The sequence below is a fragment of the Pontixanthobacter rizhaonensis genome, from assembly GCF_012972675.1.
In the GTDB taxonomy this organism is placed as follows: Bacteria; Pseudomonadota; Alphaproteobacteria; order Sphingomonadales; family Sphingomonadaceae; genus Pontixanthobacter; species Pontixanthobacter rizhaonensis.
The window spans coordinates 559,669-578,027 of the sequence record NZ_JABCRE010000003.1 but is presented as its reverse complement, the minus strand read 5'-3'; the positions used below and the strand labels follow the sequence as shown (position 1 = coordinate 578,027).

General features: G+C 56.8%; 20 protein-coding genes. 11 read left to right on the top strand and 9 right to left on the bottom strand.

What is annotated here, in order from left to right:
* Positions 1 to 17 precede the first annotated feature (17 nt).
* The 4 genes from HKD42_RS10555 to HKD42_RS10540 all read right to left on the bottom strand — a co-directional run bounded on the left by HKD42_RS10555 (position 18) and on the right by HKD42_RS10540 (position 1,896).
* The gene (locus HKD42_RS10555; RefSeq protein WP_170013151.1) at positions 18 to 761 is read right to left on the bottom strand and encodes an alpha/beta fold hydrolase; all 744 of its coding nucleotides are present in this window, start codon (positions 759 to 761) and stop codon (positions 18 to 20) included.
* A gap of 141 nt (positions 762 to 902) precedes the next feature.
* Complete coding sequence (locus tag HKD42_RS10550; protein WP_170013149.1) at positions 903 to 1,109, bottom strand: helix-turn-helix transcriptional regulator; 207 nt, start codon at positions 1,107 to 1,109, stop codon at positions 903 to 905.
* A complete protein-coding gene (locus HKD42_RS10545; protein ID WP_170013147.1) occupies positions 1,106 to 1,726 on the bottom strand; it encodes a hypothetical protein in 621 nt (206 codons plus the stop codon). The genes HKD42_RS10550 and HKD42_RS10545 overlap by 4 nt, the downstream gene beginning before the upstream one ends.
* The gene (locus HKD42_RS10540) at positions 1,723 to 1,896 is read right to left on the bottom strand and encodes a hypothetical protein (protein ID WP_170013146.1); all 174 of its coding nucleotides are present in this window, start codon (positions 1,894 to 1,896) and stop codon (positions 1,723 to 1,725) included. Before HKD42_RS10540 ends, HKD42_RS10545 begins: the two co-directional genes overlap by 4 nt.
* A 142-nt stretch (positions 1,897 to 2,038) precedes the next feature.
* On the opposite strand from HKD42_RS10540, the gene HKD42_RS10535 reads away from it, so the two are divergent.
* Entirely contained in the window at positions 2,039 to 3,703 is a 1,665-nt protein-coding gene (locus HKD42_RS10535; RefSeq protein ID WP_170013144.1) for an alkaline phosphatase D family protein, read from the top strand.
* Between the two features lie 16 nt (positions 3,704 to 3,719).
* Here HKD42_RS10535 and HKD42_RS10530 read toward each other — a convergent pair whose 3' ends face one another.
* From HKD42_RS10530 to HKD42_RS10515, 4 genes are all read right to left on the bottom strand, one after another.
* Positions 3,720 to 4,493, bottom strand: coding sequence for a DUF1223 domain-containing protein (locus HKD42_RS10530; protein WP_170013142.1), 774 nt, complete (start codon positions 4,491 to 4,493; stop codon positions 3,720 to 3,722).
* Positions 4,494 to 4,570: 77 nt separating this feature from the next.
* Positions 4,571 to 4,738, bottom strand: a complete 168-nt coding sequence (locus HKD42_RS10525; RefSeq protein WP_170013140.1) for a hypothetical protein — start codon at positions 4,736 to 4,738, stop codon at positions 4,571 to 4,573.
* A gap of 42 nt (positions 4,739 to 4,780) precedes the next feature.
* Complete coding sequence (locus tag HKD42_RS10520; protein ID WP_170013138.1) at positions 4,781 to 5,770, bottom strand: agmatine deiminase family protein; 990 nt, start codon at positions 5,768 to 5,770, stop codon at positions 4,781 to 4,783.
* Between the two features lie 38 nt (positions 5,771 to 5,808).
* The gene (locus tag HKD42_RS10515; RefSeq protein ID WP_170013136.1) at positions 5,809 to 7,494 is read right to left on the bottom strand and encodes a M28 family metallopeptidase; all 1,686 of its coding nucleotides are present in this window, start codon (positions 7,492 to 7,494) and stop codon (positions 5,809 to 5,811) included.
* 66 nt (positions 7,495 to 7,560) lie between these two features.
* Here HKD42_RS10515 and glnE point away from each other — a divergent pair, with 66 nt between their 5' ends.
* The 7 genes from glnE (at position 7,561) to HKD42_RS10480 (ending at position 16,169) form a co-directional block, all read left to right on the top strand.
* A complete protein-coding gene (glnE, locus tag HKD42_RS10510) occupies positions 7,561 to 10,302 on the top strand; it encodes a bifunctional [glutamate--ammonia ligase]-adenylyl-L-tyrosine phosphorylase/[glutamate--ammonia-ligase] adenylyltransferase (protein WP_246236971.1) in 2,742 nt (913 codons plus the stop codon).
* Positions 10,299 to 10,772 (top strand): peroxiredoxin, encoded by a 474-nt coding sequence (locus tag HKD42_RS10505; protein WP_170013134.1) that lies wholly within the window; start codon positions 10,299 to 10,301, stop codon positions 10,770 to 10,772. The genes glnE and HKD42_RS10505 overlap by 4 nt, the downstream gene beginning before the upstream one ends.
* A gap of 29 nt (positions 10,773 to 10,801) precedes the next feature.
* Positions 10,802 to 11,584 (top strand): ferritin-like domain-containing protein, encoded by a 783-nt coding sequence (locus tag HKD42_RS10500; protein ID WP_343042328.1) that lies wholly within the window; start codon positions 10,802 to 10,804, stop codon positions 11,582 to 11,584.
* A 112-nt stretch (positions 11,585 to 11,696) separates the two neighbouring features.
* Positions 11,697 to 12,392 carry a M23 family metallopeptidase gene (locus tag HKD42_RS10495; RefSeq protein WP_343042327.1) on the top strand — a complete coding sequence of 232 codons (696 nt, stop codon included), beginning with the start codon at positions 11,697 to 11,699 and terminating at the stop codon, positions 12,390 to 12,392.
* A gap of 192 nt (positions 12,393 to 12,584) precedes the next feature.
* Positions 12,585 to 14,111, top strand: a complete 1,527-nt coding sequence (locus tag HKD42_RS10490; protein WP_170013130.1) for an acyl-CoA synthetase — start codon at positions 12,585 to 12,587, stop codon at positions 14,109 to 14,111.
* Position 14,112: 1 nt separating this feature from the next.
* The gene (locus HKD42_RS10485) at positions 14,113 to 15,435 is read left to right on the top strand and encodes a cytochrome P450 (protein ID WP_170013128.1); all 1,323 of its coding nucleotides are present in this window, start codon (positions 14,113 to 14,115) and stop codon (positions 15,433 to 15,435) included.
* Entirely contained in the window at positions 15,432 to 16,169 is a 738-nt protein-coding gene (locus HKD42_RS10480; protein WP_170013126.1) for an SDR family NAD(P)-dependent oxidoreductase, read from the top strand. The genes HKD42_RS10485 and HKD42_RS10480 overlap by 4 nt, the downstream gene beginning before the upstream one ends.
* Positions 16,170 to 16,171: 2 nt before the next feature.
* Here HKD42_RS10480 and HKD42_RS10475 read toward each other — a convergent pair whose 3' ends face one another.
* A complete protein-coding gene (locus HKD42_RS10475; RefSeq protein WP_170013124.1) occupies positions 16,172 to 16,612 on the bottom strand; it encodes a MerR family transcriptional regulator in 441 nt (146 codons plus the stop codon).
* Positions 16,613 to 16,693: 81 nt separating this feature from the next.
* Here HKD42_RS10475 and HKD42_RS10470 point away from each other — a divergent pair, with 81 nt between their 5' ends.
* The 3 genes from HKD42_RS10470 (at position 16,694) to HKD42_RS10460 (ending at position 18,209) form a co-directional block, all read left to right on the top strand.
* The gene (locus HKD42_RS10470) at positions 16,694 to 17,185 is read left to right on the top strand and encodes a methyltransferase family protein (protein WP_170013122.1); all 492 of its coding nucleotides are present in this window, start codon (positions 16,694 to 16,696) and stop codon (positions 17,183 to 17,185) included.
* 113 nt (positions 17,186 to 17,298) lie between these two features.
* Positions 17,299 to 17,769 carry a methyltransferase family protein gene (locus HKD42_RS10465; protein ID WP_170013120.1) on the top strand — a complete coding sequence of 157 codons (471 nt, stop codon included), beginning with the start codon at positions 17,299 to 17,301 and terminating at the stop codon, positions 17,767 to 17,769.
* Entirely contained in the window at positions 17,766 to 18,209 is a 444-nt protein-coding gene (locus HKD42_RS10460; protein WP_170013118.1) for a DUF4345 family protein, read from the top strand. Before HKD42_RS10465 ends, HKD42_RS10460 begins: the two co-directional genes overlap by 4 nt.
* The last annotated feature ends 150 nt before the right edge of the window (positions 18,210 to 18,359 follow it).

Below are 18,359 nucleotides of genomic sequence, written 5' to 3'. Positions count from 1 at the left end.
ACAATCTCCGAAAACGATTAGTCGGGGTCGGCCGGGAGATTTTCCAAGACGGATAGCAGCAGTGCAATATCTTGATCCCGCGACAAGCGATGGTCGCCGTCTTTGACCAAATGGACCTGTACCGCAGCAGAACGAAGCGCTTCGGAAAGCTGCATACTAATATCCCAAGGCACATCGTTGTCTTGCTGGCCGTGTAACAAGCGCACCGGGCAGTCGATCGGGATTGATCTGTTCAGGCGTTTGAGAGTTTCTGCATCCTGCCAAAACAGCGCATGGGTTGGCGTGGGTTCGGGGCCGTAAGGGTTGTCTTCAAAGACTGTCTCACCAGCCGTCAGTTTGGCCTTTTGTCCTTCGTCAAAACCCCAGCTGGAAAAATCCGGTGCGGCGGCGATACCCACCATACTCTTCAGCTTTGAACCCAAATATTCCCCGACCAGCAGCATGAGCCAGCCGCCCATTGATGATCCGATCAGTGTTACCTGATCAATCGGCAATATATCGATAAGAGCGGCAACTTCATCTCGCCACTGGCTCAAACTTCCATCTGCGAAATCGCCATCGCTTGAACCGCATCCCGAATAATCGAGCAGCACACAGGACCGGCCATGCGCCTGCGCCCAATCCATTGTCGCGGTTGCCTTGCCGCCATCCATATCGGACATGTAGCCTGGCAAAAACACCAATGTTGGCCCCAAACCGTCATGGAAACGGTAGGCGATTTTCTGCCCGGATGGCAGGGTGTGGAATTGGATGTCAGGCACGGTGCTTCAGATGATCGGCTGTCGATGCCAATATGTCAGTAAAGCGCGGGAAGAGTGATGGGATCATCGCATTGGCCAGCCTTATCGGCACCCCCACAGGCGGCCAGCGCGGCAGCTAATAGAAGAACTGTAAAGCGCATTCTATTCCCCTTCTTCTTGCCCCCGCTCGAATATATCCTCGATGGTCATAGCAAAGATATCAGCGATCTTGAAGGCCAAAGGCAGCGATGGATCATATTTCCCGGTTTCGATGGCGTTGACGCTCTGCCGTGACACGCCCAATCGGTTTGCCAAGTCTTGTTGGCTCCAGTCGTTTTCAGCCCTGAGAACCTTGAGGCAGTTCTTCATACCGCGCCCCAGGTTCCGTATTGAACGCGGTTCATAATTGCGCCCAGCCCCAAACCGGCGAACCATGCGACGGCAACCCAATAGGCATCCAGATGTGGTACGACGTCAGCAGCTTCTAAGAAGCCCCAGATTGATGCCGCACTGAGCGCAAATCCGGTTGCAACCAGCGATTGCCGGACTATCAGCATCCGCATAAATTCGTCCTGCTCCTCCACAATCAGACGCCCAATGGCCCAGAAGATGCCGATGATGGCTAGGCCGGGCAGTATCGCCAGAAATGCGCGCAAAGCTATGGGCGGATCGCCACTGGCGGTGGCGAATGTCATTAATGCAAACGCAGCAAGATAGGCGGATGTGGATACGGCAACGCGCTTTATATACCGTTTTTGCGCTTCCCCTTTGCCGAGGCATGACCCGTCATCGACCCTGCGATTGGCGGCTTTCATTAAGGGGAAGGTCAGGCCAAGCGGAACCAGAATCAAGAATATCAGATAAGGCGTTTGTTCAATCGCTTTGGTGACAATGAGGGCGGAAATGATGGCATAAGAGGCCAGCATCAAACCGGCCCAGAACCACGGGCTGTGCCCGCCGGATGTTGGCGCGTTTTCATTTGTCATGATTTTGCTCCGCAATTCCGCGTCTTGCCCATCAATACGCTGGGGAAAATGGCGAGCAGAGCAAGCGGCGCCCATTGGGCAGTTTCTTCGGGTACGATCCCCGCCACAGCCAACAGCGCTATCCCGATCATGGCGAATGCCAGCAAAATAGCCTTATGAATATGAGTCATGATCAATGTTCCTTTTCACTATGTAAAGCGTCATTTACATTGTAATTTGGTAATGTCAAGTGTCCTTTGCATAATGATTGGCTACCTTGTCTGGGTGCGTGTGAGTCTTGGTGCTGACGCAGATCGGGTTTAGGGCGGTGTCATGATCAACGCCGATGCCGCTACGCCCAATGCCATTACCGCGCTCAATCGCCGGGATCTGTTTCGCGCCAGTGTCGCCGGCGTGGCCGGATTGGCTGCCATTCCCGAAATCGCATCGGCCAGGCTTTCAACCGGCTTTGGTTTCGGGGTGGCCAGCGGGGAGCCAAGCGCGACCAGCGTTCTTCTATGGACGCGCTACACCGCGCTTCAGGAGACAGCGCTTGAATGGCAAGTGGCCGCTGATGACAGCTTTTCGGTAATCATCGCAGGCGGTTCGGTGCTGGCAAAACCGGAAAGGGACTTTTGCGTTAAGCCCGTCGCGGAAGGGTTGCAGCCCGGCACATGGTATTATTACCGCTTTATCGATCCGGCAGGCGCGTTCTCTGACGTTGGCCGGACACGCACCTTGCCAGCGGGCGCTGTCGACAATTTTCGGCTGGGCGTGTTTTCCTGTTCAAATCTGGGCTTCGGATATTTCAACGCCTATGGCCATGCAGCCCAGCAGAACGCGTTCGATCTGATCCTGCATCTTGGTGACTATTTCTATGAATATGCCGATGGCCGGTATCCCTCGGCCAGTCAGAAGGTTGCAGGACGGGTCAGTTGGCCGGACACCGAAACCGTGGCTTTGGCGGATTACCGCCTGCGCCATGCGAGTTACCGCGCTGATCCGGATTTGCGCCGCCTGACCCAGCTTTACCCCATGATACTGGGCTGGGACGATCATGAAAGCGCCAATGATAGCTGGGCAGGCGGCGCTGAAAACCACGATGATAGCGAAGGCGATTGGGCCGCTCGCAAGCGTGCAGCGGTTCGCGCATACCGTGAATGGCTTCCTGTATCGGATGCGGATTATGCGGAATATGAGGTCGGCGATCTGGCCACTCTGTTCCGATTGGAAACCCGCCTGGGCGCCCGGTCCGAACAGTTTAGCGTCGAAAAAGTGCTGGAGGAAACAACCAGCACGGAAGACATCACCGCATCGCTCGATAGCTTCCGGAACGGCGCATATGTCGATCCGGCGCGGTCTATGCTGGGCAACGCTCAGGAAGATTGGCTCGCCGCTGGCCTTGCCGCTTCGCGCAAAGCGGGCAAGATATGGCAAGTGCTTGCCCAACAGGTGCTGGTCGGCAAATTGGCCAGTCCGGATAGTTTGCTGGAGGGGCTTGCGGCAATGGCTCCGGAAGAATTCAGGTCACGGCTTCAAGCGGCTGCCCTTGCCAGCAAAGCGGGTTTGCCCCTGAATATGGACGCTTGGGATGGTTATCCTGCAGCCCGCGACCGATTGCTTGCCTCTGCCCTCAATGCGGATGCGAACCTGCTGGTACTGGCGGGCGATACTCACAATGCCTGGGCGTTTGATCTGGCCCATGATGGCGAACGGGCCGGTGCCGAGTTTGGTGTGCAAGGCGTGACATCGCCTGGCCTTGAAACCTATCTCGGGATGGTGCCGCCGGACGTGATGCAAAAGTCTTTAGTAGGCCGCAATCCTGAGCTGCAATGGGCAGATACCAGCCAGCGCGGCTATATGGCGGTGGAGCTCACTCCGCAGCAGGCCAGCTGCGAATGGCGGTTTGTGGATGGCATCAAATCCCGCTCGACACGGCTGGCAGCGACACACCGGATGGTCAGCGCAGCAGGGTCAAATAGAGTTTCTAACGGTTAGCCGTTTGGGGGCAGCCTCAGCGAAGATATTGGCCAGCCAAGATCGGTCCGGCGCCCGGCCGGCGCAGGATAACCGCATATCTATCTGCCTTGGCGTTGCGCAATTGGCGCGCTGCGATGGAAAAAGACTGGCGCACCGGGCTGCTGGGCGCAAGACGCGTCTCGCGGCGCACCACATTGGTGTAGCTGATCGACCGCCCGCCATTTTCGCCGCGAGCGATTGGGACCGTTTCATGCGCGGATAGGGCGACGAGCATAAGTTCACTGGCGCCAGAAACTTTGCCGTCTATGCGCACGGTATAGCCGCCATTTGCGGCTGGCGTGACAGCGAGGCTCGGCCGGTTTGTCATCGCGGCATTGCGCGACAAAGCGCTGACGCTGCGCGCGTTGGAACCGACCGCTCCGTGCCGGCCATTAACGACAATTTGCGGTGTGTAGACGCCAGCACCTTCATTGCCTTTGCGGGCGTAAGCGCGCTGCAATGCGGTGTTTTCTTCGCGCGCGAGTGTGTCTTTCCAACCCAGCCGATCCCAATAGGTAACCGGCCGCGTGATCACCAACAAAGACCGGTCTTTCGCCAGTTGCGCGGCGAGCTTGTCTGCCGGCGGGCAAGAGGAACAGCCTTGGCTGGTGAATAGCTCCAGAACAACCGGGGCATCCGCAGATGCGAGCGGAGCGGCCTTGGCCACATCGGCCAGCCGTGCGTCGGACATACCGGAACCCGACGGGTTGATCGCCAAAAAGGTAATGGCGGCCAATCCCAGTCCAGCCAGTGTTGCGACGATTTTCATAGAGATGCTCCGCGATATCCGTGTTCAGGGGGATATTCGCAGGCGAAAGGCGAAAGGTTACGCCTCAGCGTGCTATCTTAGAATGGAAGCGTAGTTCCGGCCAGCGCCAATGCCGCTGCACAACCGATGACTATCCCGGCGCGGGCACTTTCCATCAGGGTGTTTTCCAGCCGGTCACTTTCCAGCCGGGCATTTTTGAGCGATGCCAGTGCAGGATTGCGCAATGCGGTTTGAATCTTTGCCATAGGGTGCTTTTTACAGGCAAAGGTAAACGAAGCGTTAAGGGTTCACTTTGGTGAATGAAGCGATGGCATCTGCTGGCTGGCGCAGTGAAACCCGCCGCCGCCTGCCAGCACGGCATCTGCGGGCAGACCAACTGTTTCGCGGTCCGGAAATAACGCGCTGATCGCGCTCACCGCTGCTGCATCATTGGCGCAGCCGAATGTTGGCACCACCACCAAATGGCTGGTGATGGCAAAATTGGCATAGCTGGCGGGTTCGATCACGCCGTCACGGATCACACGGCCGGGCGAGGGTATATCGCAAACGCTTATTCCCGCCGCATGGGCGCGGCGCCTCACATCGTCATAAATGGCGATATTGGGATCATCAGCGCCCTCTGGCACGGCGACAGCCAGTGTGCGCGGCGCCACAAACCGCGCCAGATTATCAACGTGCCCATCGGTGTGGTCGTTGATCAAGCCATCACCCAGCCACAGGATGTGTTCAAAGCCCAGATCATCCAGCAGCCGCTGTTCTATCTGCTCACGATCCAGCGCGGGGTTGCGGTTGGGATTGAGCAGGCATTGCTGGGTAGTGACAACCAGTCCCGCCCCATCACCATCAATCGCGCCGCCTTCCAGCACCCAATCATGCTGGTCGATTGCCAAACCGGCATCGTCTGCAATTTCTGCACCGATGGCTGTATCGCCCGGCATTTCATATTTGCCGCCCCAGCCATTAAAACCGAACTGCGCGGCTTTTCTGGAGCTGCCGTCGCTCAACACCAAAGGCCCGGTATCGCGCAGCCAGATATCGCCATAGACGCGCTGTTCGAGAGTGACTGCGCTGCTGACCAGCTCCGCCGCGCGGCCTTGATTGGCAACATCGCGTACCAGTAAACGCACCTCTTGCCCGCTTTCGGCGACTGCATTGGCGAAAGCGGCAATCTGTTCCTGAGCCCGCGCGAGATAGCCCGGCCATTCTTCTGCGTCATGCGGAAAGCCGATCCACAACCAGTCCTGCGGTGCCCATTCGGGCGGCATGGCAAAGGTCATGAACCGGCGTTTCGTGTCAGGTCAGAATAGCGCTGGGTTCAGCAGCCGGTTTCGGCCGCCGCGCAGCTGTCTTTGCGGATGGCTTCAAACTCGTCGCCTTCGACCCAGCCCGGCCAGCTGGTGCTGTTGCCCAACATTCTGCCAAGACGGTAGAACAATTGCAGATCGGCCATCACGCCGCTCCAATCCCAGTCTTCGCTAAATTCGTCTTTTGGCCCGTGATAGCGGTTTTCGCGGTAATCCTTGGCCACAGCTTCACCCGCTTCACGCCCGCCTTCGACAAGATCTTCGCCGCCATCAACATACAGCATTGGCACACCGCGTTTGGCAAAAGCGAAGTGATCAGAGCGGTAGTAATAGCCGGCTTCTGGCGACGGGTTTGGCGTGGCGACGCGGCCATCGGCTTCCAGCGCTTTATTCAGGAAATCATCCAGCCGTGATTTGCCGGGGCCAACCACTGTGACATCCTTGGATTCGCCAGCGATCAGGAAGGCATCCATATTGATGCCGCCGACAGTTTGCGCCAGCGGGAACACCGGATTGGAAGCGTAATAATCAGCGCCGAGCAGGCCCTGTTCTTCCGCAGTTACCGCCAGAAACACCAAGCTGCGCGCGGGTGCGCCCGCCTTGGCATGGGCTTCGGCCAAGGCCACAAGGGCAGCGGTGCCGGTTGCGTTGTCTACTGCGCCGTTACAAATATCATCGCCATCGGGGGCGGGGGTACAGCGGCCCAGATGATCCCAGTGGGCCGTATGCATGATATATTCGTCAGGCCGTTCGCTGCCTTCCAGCATCGCGATCACGTTTTGCGATTCGTATGAGCGGATATCATTGGCAAAACTTGTGCCGACAGTGAGGCCGAGCGGCACAGCTTTGAAATCTTCGCTTTTCGCCTGATCAGAGAGCGCTTCGAGATCTTGGCCAGCGGCGGCAAGGATTTGCGCGCCCACTTCATTACGCACCCAGCCGTTCATCTGGGTGAGCGCCGGTGCATTGTCACCACGCTGGGCATAGGCTTGCGGGCCGGACCAGCTGCTTTCGACCACATTCCAGCCATAGGATGCCGGTTCTGTGTCGTGAATAATCAATGCGCCAGCGGCACCCTGGCGCGCGGCTTCTTCATATTTATACGTCCAGCGCCCGTAATATGTCATGGCTTTGCCATTGAACGGGCCTTCCAGACTTTCCGTGCCAAAGTCGGGATCATTGACCAGAATGACGGCGGTTTTGCCGGTCATATCCAGACCTTCATAATCGTTCCAACCGCGCTCCGGCGCGTTGACACCGTAACCGACAAATACCAGCTCGCTATCTGCCAAGGTGGTTTGCGCCTCTTCGCGGTAGCTTACCCCGACCCAGTCTTTGGCGAAATCGAAGCTGAGATCGACGGCTTCCCCTTCAGGATTGGAGCCTTGCACCGTCAGAGGCGCGAAGTCTTTGCCGGTAATCTCCACCAGCGGCACTTTCTGGACCCAGCTATCGCCATTGCCCGGCTTCAAGCCGACACGCTCAAACTGTTCGATCAGCAGGGCGACAGTTTTCTCTTCGCCAATCGTGCCCGGCATCCGGCCTTCAAATTCATCCAAAGACAGGGTGCGCGTGATATCGACCATTGTCTCTTGCGAGATTTCGCCCGGTGCTGCGTCAGGAATGTCGAGTTCCGGGGCGGCTTTACACGCGCCCAAAGCGAGGACGGCGGAAGCGGCAATCAAAGTGCGGATCATGAAATTATCCTATTTTGTTGAACGTGCCTCATTGCAAAGGAAGCCAATCGGGGCAAGAGCATGGTCATGTCTGACCACGGAATGTCTGAGCATCGACAAGAATATGAGGCCCCACTTGAAGCCTGGCGATCAGCGATCGCGCGGGCGCGGGCGCACTCTCCCTATTTATGTAATGCGCTGGATCGTCAGCCGGAATTGGAAGCTTTGCTGGCGGATGGGGATGCCCGCTCGGCGCTGACCTTTGCGGCTGCCGCCGGTGATGGTGTTGCAGAAACGGGCAGCGCTCTGCGCCGTGAAAAACAGGCGCTCGCCACCACATTGGCAATTGGTGATCTGGCGGGCGCATTTCCGGTCGGGTTTGTGATGCAGCAATTGTCGGATTTCGCGGATCGGGCATTGGACCGCGCGATAGGGTCGGTAATTAACAAGCGCGTGCCTGATGCGGAGCCGAAGGGGTTCATCGGCATTGCGCTGGGGAAACATGGTGCGGGGGAGCTGAATTATAGTTCTGATATTGACCCGATCCTGCTCTATGATCCCGACACCTTGCCCCGGCGGGACCGCGATGAGCCGGGCGAGGCCGCGCAACGATATGCACGCGGGATCGTCCAGACGCTGTCCGATGCCACAGCGGAAGGCTATGTATTTCGGGTTGATCTGCGGCTGCGCCCGGCATCCGAAGTGAGCCCGCTGGCGATTTCTTTAAATGCGGCATTATCCCATTATGAATCGTCCGCTTTGTCGTGGGAACGGGCGGCGTTTATCCGTGCCCGTGCGGCGGCAGGGGATATTGCCGCGGGCGAGAGCTTCCTGTCTGCGATCAATCCGTTTGTATGGCGGCGCAGCCTGGATTTTGGCGCGATTGAAGAAATCAGCCGCCTGACCGCCCGGATAAGGGAGACTTATCAAGGGCCGCTCACACCGTCGCCGGATTACAATGTAAAACAAGGGCGCGGCGGTATTCGCGAAGTCGAATTTTTTGCACAAACGCATCAGCTTATCCGTGGCGGACGCGATGAAAGCTTGCGGTCACGCAGTACGCGCGGGGCGTTGGATAGTCTGGCAGCGGCAGAGGTTATTACGCCAGAGGATGCGGCGATGATGGGCGAATCGTATGACCGGCTGCGCATTATCGAACACCGGCTGCAAATGGTTCATGACCATCAGACCCATAGCTTGCCCGGTGGTGATGCGCTGGACAATGTCGCGCAGCTAGGTGGATATTCTGGCGGGCAGGCCCTGCTCGATGATCTGACCGATATTACCAATCAAGTGGCTGCGCGGTTCGACCGCTTGATTGACGTAGAACCCGGCAATAGCTCGGCAGCGCCGACGGGCGGTGCCTTGCGCAACGATATTGCCCAATTGGGTTTTGATGATCCAGACGCGCTGGCCCGCCGCGTCGCTTCGTGGACTGACGGGCACATCCGTTCGCTCAAAAGCGGTGCGGCCATTGCCGCTTTTGATGCGATTTCGCCAGCTTTGCTGGAAGCCTTGGCATCCGCGCCTGACCCGCAAAGGGCCATTTTAAGGTGGGAAAATTTTCTCGAACGCGCCTCTAGCGCGATCAACTTGTTTCGCCTGTTGGAAGCGCGGCCCGGACTGTTCGATCGGCTCATCCGCATTCTGACACTGGCGGATCCGTTGGCGGATGATCTATGTGACCGGCCAGACTTGTTTGACGCTTTGGTGGATCAAAGCGCGCTCGACCTGCCCAGCGATGTGGCTGCTATTGCCGCAGAAATTGGCCGGGATGATATGCGGGCGGATTATGAATTCACGCTCGACCGTATCCGCATCGTTACGGGCGAAAAGCGGTTTGCGCTGGGTGTGCAGTTGATTGAGAATATCCACGATCCGCTGGATGTGGCGGCCGGTCTGGCCCGGGTTGCCGAAGCAGCCTTATGTAAAGCGGCCTTGGCTGCGGCAGAAGAATTCGCGGTCAAGCATGGGCGCATTCCCGGCAGCGAGTTGTCGATTGTCGGGCTGGGGCGTTTGGGCGGCGGCCGGCTGACCCATATGTCGGATCTTGATATAGTGTATATCTTCAGCGGACGGCAGGACGCTGAGTCCGATGGCGAACGCCCTTTGGGGGCGTCGCTATATTATAACCGGCTGGCACAGCGGATCAGTGCCGCGGTGAGCGTACCAACAGCGCAAGGCGCGCTGTATGAGGTCGACACCCGTTTACGGCCGCAAGGCGCGCAAGGTCCGCTGGCCGTAAGCATAGAGAGTTTTGCCAAATATCAGCGCGAAGATGCTTGGACGTGGGAGCATATGGCACTCACCAGAGCGCGGGTGCTTACCGGATCGCCTGCAATATGCAGCGGGATTGAAAGCGTATTCGCTGATGTGCTGGCGGTGGAACGCGATGAAACGAAACTGCGCGAAGATGTGTTGGCGATGCGGCAGCAAATGGCCGATCATAAAAAGCCGAATGGCCCGTTAGATGCAAAGCTGCTTCGCGGGGCACTCGTCGATCTGGAATTTTTGATCCATTATTTGCAGCTGAAAGAACGCGCGGCTCTGATCCCGGATCTGGGACTGGCCGTTCGTGAATTGGTGCGGCTTGATCTGTTGCCTGACGCACTCATTGCTGCACATGATATGATGACTAGATTGCTCGTCGCCGGGCGGCTGCTGGCACCGGGTCAGCAGCAGGTTTCACCCAGCGCCGCGGCGCAATTGGCACAATTATGCGGATGCCGGGACCCAAATGACCTGTCGCGCGTGTTTACAGCAGCACGCCATGATGTAGCGGATAGCTGGCACCGCATCTTTGGAATAGAATTGGAGATAGACCCATGAGCACCCCTCTCGAAGCAGGCATAAAAATTCCCGATATCGCGATGGGCACGCCCGAAGGCGGGGAAGTGAAGCCGTCTGATTTCGCAGGGCAAAAACTGGTTCTGTTTTTCTACCCCAAAGACAACACGCCGGGCTGCACGACAGAAGCGAAAGACTTCACCGCGATGAAGGCAGATTTCGACGCAGCGGGTACCGCGATCCTCGGGATCAGCAAGGATTCGGCAAAGAAGCACCAGAACTTTATCGCCAAACATGATCTGACAGTGGCGCTTGCCACCGATGCAGAAGAAGGCGGGCTGAGCGACACGTTGGGTATTTGGACCGAGAAACAAATGTACGGCAAAACCTATATGGGCATGGTCCGTACCACCATCCTGGTGGGTGCTGATGGCGTGATTGCGCAGGTATGGAACAAGGTGAAAGTCAAAGGCCATGCGGAAGAAGTCCTAGCGGCTGCGCAAGCACTTTGAACGTTTCAAAGCCTTCTTTCAGCGCTGCTGTGTCCGCAGCATTGTTAACCGCTGATCCGCGCGCCAAGACGATGGCGGCGCGCGACGCGGCGCGGGATTGGCGGCTTGGCCGGTTGGACTTTACCTTTGATACGCCGATGCCAAAACGCCCGGCATGGCCGGACAAGCCAGAGCTGTTGGACCCGCGCGATATGCCCAGACGCGGGAAAGGCGGGTCCGCGAAAGGGCGCATAGCGCTGTGGCATGCCTTGGCGCATATCGAATTCGTCGCCATTGACCTCGCGCTCGACATGGCCGGGCGGTTTGGCGAACAGATGGGCCGGGATTTCGTATCCGATTTTATGGCTGTTGCAGCGGATGAAGCGATGCATTTCGCGATTCTCGACCGCAAGCTGCGCCAGCTGGGTAGTTATTACGGAGCTCTGCCTGCCCATGCCGGTCTATGGGAAACGGCCGAACGGACATCGCATGATGTCGCGGCAAGGCTGGCGATTGTGCCAATGGTTCTGGAGGCGCGCGGGCTGGATGTGACGCCGGCCACATTGGAGCGCGTGCGCGCGCAAGGTGACGAGAACGGCGCAAAAATACTGGCGCGAATCCTGGACGACGAAATTCGGCACGTCGCGATAGGGACCAAGCATTTCATCGCGTATTGCACAGAATCGACACAATCACCGGGTGATTCACCACAAAAACGTTGGAAATCCTTGGTTCAGGAACATTTTCGGGGCGGTCTTAAGGCTCCGTTCAACGACTCGGCGCGTCTTGCAGCCGGTTTGTCGCGAGACTTCTATGACAGCCTTGCTTCGTAAATGTTTCCGACTGTAACCCACAATCAGCGAAATAAAGGGACCCCGAAACGGGTTTTTGCTTTTCGAAAATGATCCTCGCGATTTGGTTTAAGTCGCAAACAAAGGACGATTTGTGGTCGTATCATCTCTGAAACGCGGTTTGGCAGCTGCTTCTCTTGCATTTGCCGGTTTTGTCACCGTCGCTGCATCGCCAGCTATCGCCAATACCAGCGCCGCTACTGCTGATGTGACCGCGCCGATTGTGGATGCACCGAACAACGCAATTACTGGCGGAGACAAACAATTCAGCGAATTGTTTGCGCGCTGGGAAGCGCTTGATGGTGCAGATGATATCGCCCCGGCGCCAATGCCCAGCATTTCTATCCCTTCACGTATGCCCGTCGATAATGCGCGCTTGTCCAGCAGCTATGGCATGCGCACGCATCCCGTTCTTGGCGGTCGCCGCAATCACAGCGGGATCGATTTGGCGGCCCCGACCGGCACACCGATTTATGCGACTGCCGACGGTATCGTAAGCCGCGCAGATCGTTCACGCACATATGGGTTGGTCACATATATTGAACACGGCGCCCAAGTGCAGACCCGTTACGCCCACATGTCACGCATGGTGGTTGCAGACGGTCAAGCGGTGAAGAAGGGCGATGTGATCGGCTATGTCGGCTCCACTGGTCGCTCCACCGGCCCGCATCTCCATTATGAAGTACGGATCAGTGGACGCGCGGTGAACCCGATGCCATATATGGCTGAAACCGACGCCCAGCGGGCATTCGCCTTGGTAACTGGCGAAGGTGGTCGCGGCGGCCGGTAAGTTGCGCTAAGCCTGCACATTATCTAGTTTAAGACGACATCGGAGAGGGTGTCTGTTTTTTGAAGCGGCGGTGATCGATCAATCGATCCCGCCGCTTTTTTAATGGCACGCGGACAGGATGTTTTTGGCGTCGCTTTTCACTTGCGGAGGCCGATGGTGTGAATAGGATGGTTCCTAAGAGAGGAACCCCCAATGCACCCCATTCAATTCGCCAAGAGCCAACCCGACCACCCAGCCATTATCATGGCCGGCAGCGGAGAAACTGTAACCTACCGGGAAATGGACGATGCCGCCAATCGCATGGCGCATTGGTTGCGCGCGCAGGGCCTGAATGAAGGCGATGCGTTTGGCGTGCTGATGGAAAATAACGCGCGCTATCATGAGACCTATTGGGCTTCACAGCGTGCAGGAACGGTACTTGTGCCCATCTCGACCCATCTCACGGCCAGCGAGATCGCGTATATCCTCGATGATAGTGATGCCAAACTGCTGATCACCACGCCGAAATTCGATGCAATAGTTGCTGAGCTTCCCAGTCTTGGGGCGGACCTGCCGACTTTGACTTTTGGTGCAGGCGGGGAGACTACTCTGGCTGCGCTGCCCAGCGAGCAAATTGCCGACCAAGTTGTTGGCCGGGTTATGCTGTATAGCTCCGGCACGACCGGGCGCCCGAAGGGTATTCTTCCCGCTCCACCCGAAGATCCAGCGGTAGAGGCCCCGGTCCCGTTGATGGGTCTTGCCACAATGGGTTTCCAGATGAAGGCCGACGGGAGCGCGATTTATCTGTCGCCTGCTCCGCTGTATCATGCTGCTCCGCTCGCGTGGTCTAGCACGATCCACCGGCTTGGCGGCACTGTCGTCGTCATGGAGAAATTTGATCCGGAAGGGGCGTTGGCGGCGATCGAAAAATACAAGATCAACAGCAGCCAATGGGTGCCAACCCATTTCGTGCGGATGCTCAAATTACCCGAAGATGTGCGCAGCAAATACGATCTGTCATCGCACGCCAGCGCAATCCATGCAGCGGCTCCGTGTCCATCCGACATCAAGCGCGCGATGATTGAATGGTGGGGGCCAATCATCTTTGAATATTACGCCGGTAGTGAAGGCAACGGCATGACTATGGTCAGCAGCGCGGACTGGGTCACGCATGAAGGCACAGTAGGGCGTGCGATTCTGGGGACTATCCATGTATGTGACGACGCCGGTAACGAAGTCCCTGTTGGCGATGAAGGGGTGATCTTTTTTGAAAGTCCTTACCCGTTCGCGTATCATAAGGACGATGCCAAAACCAAAGAAGCCACCCACCCTAAAGGCTGGACGACGCTGGGGGATATCGGGAGGCTGGATGAAGACGGGTTTCTCTATCTGACCGACCGCCGCAGCAATATGATCATTTCCGGTGGCGTAAATATTTACCCGCAGGAAGTCGAAAATCTGCTGGTGAGCCATGACAAGATTATGGACGCTGCCGTGATCGGTGCGCCGTGCCCGGAAATGGGAGAGAAAGTGGTCGCCGTGGTACAGCCTGTGTCGATGGACGAAGCGGGCGACCAGCTTCAAGCCGAATTGACCGATTATCTGTCTGGCGAGCTGGCGCGCCTCAAAATGCCTAAAGTGTTTGATTTCAGAGCCGAGTTGCCACGCGAAGCCAATGGCAAGCTGTATAAGCGCAAGCTGAAAGAAGAATATCAGATCGCCGCAAAGCAGGGGGCGTAACATGGGCAGCGAAGCTTCGGCCACTCAAGAACCAACCATACAGGGCAAGTTGGCGCGCACGGTAATTGATCCGGCGTCCTATGCGGATTGGGACAATCTCCTCGACGCATTTGACCATATCCGCGCAGCTACGCCGGTGGTCAAAGTTCTGCCGGATCAGGAGGGGGTGTTTGACCCGTTCTGGCTGATCACCCGCTATGACGATGTGATGCGGGTGTCGAAGGATAATCAGACCTTCCTCAACAATCCGCGCACGGTGGTATTCTCTCTTAATGAGGGGATCGAATTCGCCAAGCAAATGACCGGCGGCAGCCCGCATATGGTGGCCAGCCTGGTGACCTTCGATGGGCCAGTTCATATGAAGTACCGCAAGCTGACGCAGGAATGGTTCATGCCAAAGAATCTGCGCTCGGTAGAGGATGAAATCCGTAGCTTGGCCGATGCGACGGTGCAGCGGCTGATCGATGCCGGAACCGACATAGTCGATTTTGTCCCGCTCGTTTCAGCGCCCTATCCGCTGCACGTGGTGATGCAGATTATGGGCGTGCCTGAAGAAGACGAACCGCGCATGCTAATGCTGACCCAGCAAATGTTCGGCGGGCAGGATGAAGATCTGAACCAGTCAGGCATGAAAGACATGACGGTGGAGCAGATCACCCAATTGGTCGCGGGTGCGGTCAAGGATTTTGAAGCCTATTTTGCCAAGATCACCGCAGAAAAACGCGCCAATCCGACCGGCGATGTCGCCAGCACAATTGCCAACGCGTTGATTGATGGCGAACCGCTGAATGACCGCGATATGATGGGGTACTACATCATTCTGGCCGCCGCCGGGCATGATACGACATCGGCCTCAACCGCGGGCGCGATGCTGGCCTTGGCACAAGATCCGGAGCAGTTTGCCCGCGTTAAAGCGGACCGGTCGCTGCTTGCGGGGATTGTCGAAGAAGCGATCCGTTGGACCAGCCCGGTCCAGCATTTTATGCGCACAGCGGCCGAGGATGTGGAGATCGGCGGGCAGCAGATCAAAAAAGGCGATTGGCTGATGATCAATTATGTCGCGGCCAACCACGATCCTGCCCAGTTTGATGATCCGCGCACTTTTGATGCGGCGCGTTCACCCAACCGCCATTTGGCCTTTGGCGCGGGCGGGCATCAATGTTTGGGGCTCCATCTGGCGCGGCTCGAAATGCGTATCCTGTTTGAGACATTGCTGGATAAGCTCGACAGTATCGAGCTGGCCGGTGAACCCGCGCGGTCCAAATCCACCTTTGTTGGCGGCTTGAAAACGCTGCCGCTCCGGATCAAAGCCTCTGCCGCATGACCGATCCGCTTGATTTTGCCGGTAAGCGGGTACTGATAGTTGGTGGCTCCAGCGGAATCGGTAACGGGATGGCGCAAGCATTTCGGCAACGCGGTGCGCAAGTGAATGTATGGGGCACCCGGGCGCAGGCATCAGATTATGACGGCGTAGAAGGCTCCGATTTGGAAGGGCTGCACTACACATCGGTGGATGTGGGCAATCCAGACGCGGTGGATGCGGCCCCGTCATTCGATCAGCTGGACGTTCTCATCCTGTGCCAAGGTGCAGTGAAATATCGCCGGGCAGAATTTGAACGGGAGGGCTGGGACGCGGTAATGGATATCAATCTCAATTCCGTAATGGACTGCGCCCGTAAGTTTCATGATGCGCTTGCCGCGACCGGTGGTGCTTTGATTGTGGTAAGCTCAACTGCGGCCTTCCACGCGACCTTGGGCAACCCGGCCTATGCTGCATCAAAAGCCGGTGCGGTCGCCCTGGTGCGAACACTCGCGGCGTCTTGGGCTGGTGACGGTATCCGGGTAAACGGCATCGCACCGGGCTTCGTGGCTACGAAGATGACCAAAGTCACCACCGATCATCCGGGGCGTTTGGAAGGCGCTCTTGCCAAAATCCCTGTGGGTAGGATGGGCGAGCCAGCCGAAATGGCGGGCGCCGCCATGTTCTTGGCATCCCCATTATCGTCTTATATTCTAGGACAGACACTCATAGTCGATGGCGGTCTGACGCTGGCTTAGCGTCATAGCGGCTTCAACCGTTCATGCTTTTCTGACTCGCATTCAGCGTGGTTGTTGATCGCGGCCATGACTTGGCACCCATCAATTTCGCCACCTCGGCAATTTTCGATCATGCGTTTTAATTCGCGTTCTAAGGCTTCAAGTTGAGCAAGCCGCTTTTGCACTTCGACAAGCTGCTGTTGGGCGATTGAGTCCACTGCAGAACAATCCTGATCAGGGGCGGTCTGTAATCGGATCAAATCCTTGATAGCATCTATCGAAAAGCCAAGTTCGCGGGCGTGCCGGATGAACGACAGGCGCTCCACATCAACCATCCCATACAGCCTTTGCCCGCTTGCACTGCGGTCTGGTGTGCCCATCAGCCCGATAGTTTCATAATAGCGGATGGTGGTCACTTTGACGTTTGCCGCACGAGAGAGGCGGCCAATTGTCAGTGGTTTCATATAAATGAGTCTTCCCGCTTGCCTCTATAGTGACTGTAGACTGTATCACTTGCATCGAATCACAATCAAGAGAGTGAAGCGATGACCAAATCCCGCCCATCAAAGCCCTATAAAGCGCCGAGAAAGCTCTATTTTCCGCCGCTCTTACAGTTCTTGCTGTGCGCAATTGCGACGTATTGCTTGGCGGCAAACACCCTCGCTTTGGCGTATCAGTCCGCACCCATATTTTGGCTATCTATCCCAATTGCATTGGCGGGGTTGCTGATGGTGCTGATCTCTGTTCGATCATTTGCGAAGGAGGAGACAACAGTTAACCCGATTGCGCCCGAAAAGGCAGGGCGATTGGTAACGACAGGCCCATACCGTTTTACAAGAAACCCGATGTATCTCGGGATGTTGCTGCTTCTTGTTGCTGTTGCCTTGGCCATTCAGAACACCACCGCCTTGGGCGGACCACTGCTTTTCATGGCTTCGATTACCTTCTTGCAAATCATCCCGGAAGAGCGGGTTCTGAAAGAAAACTTTGGCAGCGCCTTTGCCGCATATCGCCGGCAGACGCGGCGTTGGCTGTAGGAGCGCCGCCGATGATCGATCTACCCTATTCCCTATCATGGATACTGTTTGGAATATCGGCCAGCGCAGTTTGCGCGATCATCTTCCTATCCTTGCTTGCTGTTTCGACCGGGATGTTTGAATTTTTCCCGCCACCCTCAAAGGATAGTTGGCAGCACCGCACGTTTATGGGGTTGTTTCGCCTATTCCTCTACCCAATGGTGGGGCTTTCGCTTTTGTCATTCGAGCCTGTGCCTTCCGCATATGCGCTTGCGCAATATGGTGTTGGCATTGTTTTGCTGGTGACGGGGTTCTCCCTCGCTTTTTGGATCACTCTTCAGATGGGTTGGCGCAATGCCTTTGGTGAAAAGAATGGTCTTAAGACCCGAGGTTGGTTCAGCATCAGCCGGAATCCTGTCTACGTTGCCACATGGATCGGGATGATCGGCTGGGGGCTTCTCGCAAACACAGGCGTTGTTTGGATATTGTTGGCGCTTTGGGCGACCATGTATCTGCTCGCCCCAATTTTTGAAGAACCGTGGCTGGAACAACAATATGGCCAAGAATATTTGGACTATAAGAGCCACACAAGGCGGTTTCTATGACGGTGCGTTTCCATAGTATCGTTAGCCGTATCTACCCTGTAATTGCGGGTTGCATTTTTCTCGGGTTGGGAGCGGTTACTCTGATCCACCCAGAAATTCTGGGCTATTACGCGATCAATCTCGACCAACCTTCTGCACGCACAGCCGTGCGTGCGATGATCGGTGGGGGCGAAATAGGAATCGCTTTCATACTACTGCTCGGGGGCTACATGGCTTTGTCATCCCGCCAGCGCAGCCTAATTGCCGCAGTAATTTTCATCTTCGTTGGGTTAAGCAGGCTGTTGGGTGCCTATGTTGAAGAGATAGACCAGCTGACAATCCAGCCTTTTCGGGAAGCGGCTATCGAAATAACGCTCGGCGCCTTAGGCTTCTGGGCAGCACGCTGTTCGGACGCCGGGCTGGCGGGTGGACATGTTTCCTACTCAGATGATACGGATTAAGTGCGCCATGCTCTTTCTCATCGTCCGCTCTGTCATACAGCAATTGGCACACGCTCAGCTCCAGCCCGCAAAAGTCACACATATTTCGCGGCAAAGGTCACAGCCGTATAGTCGGGCGGGTAGCTAACCGACTAAAAATCCGCCAAAAAT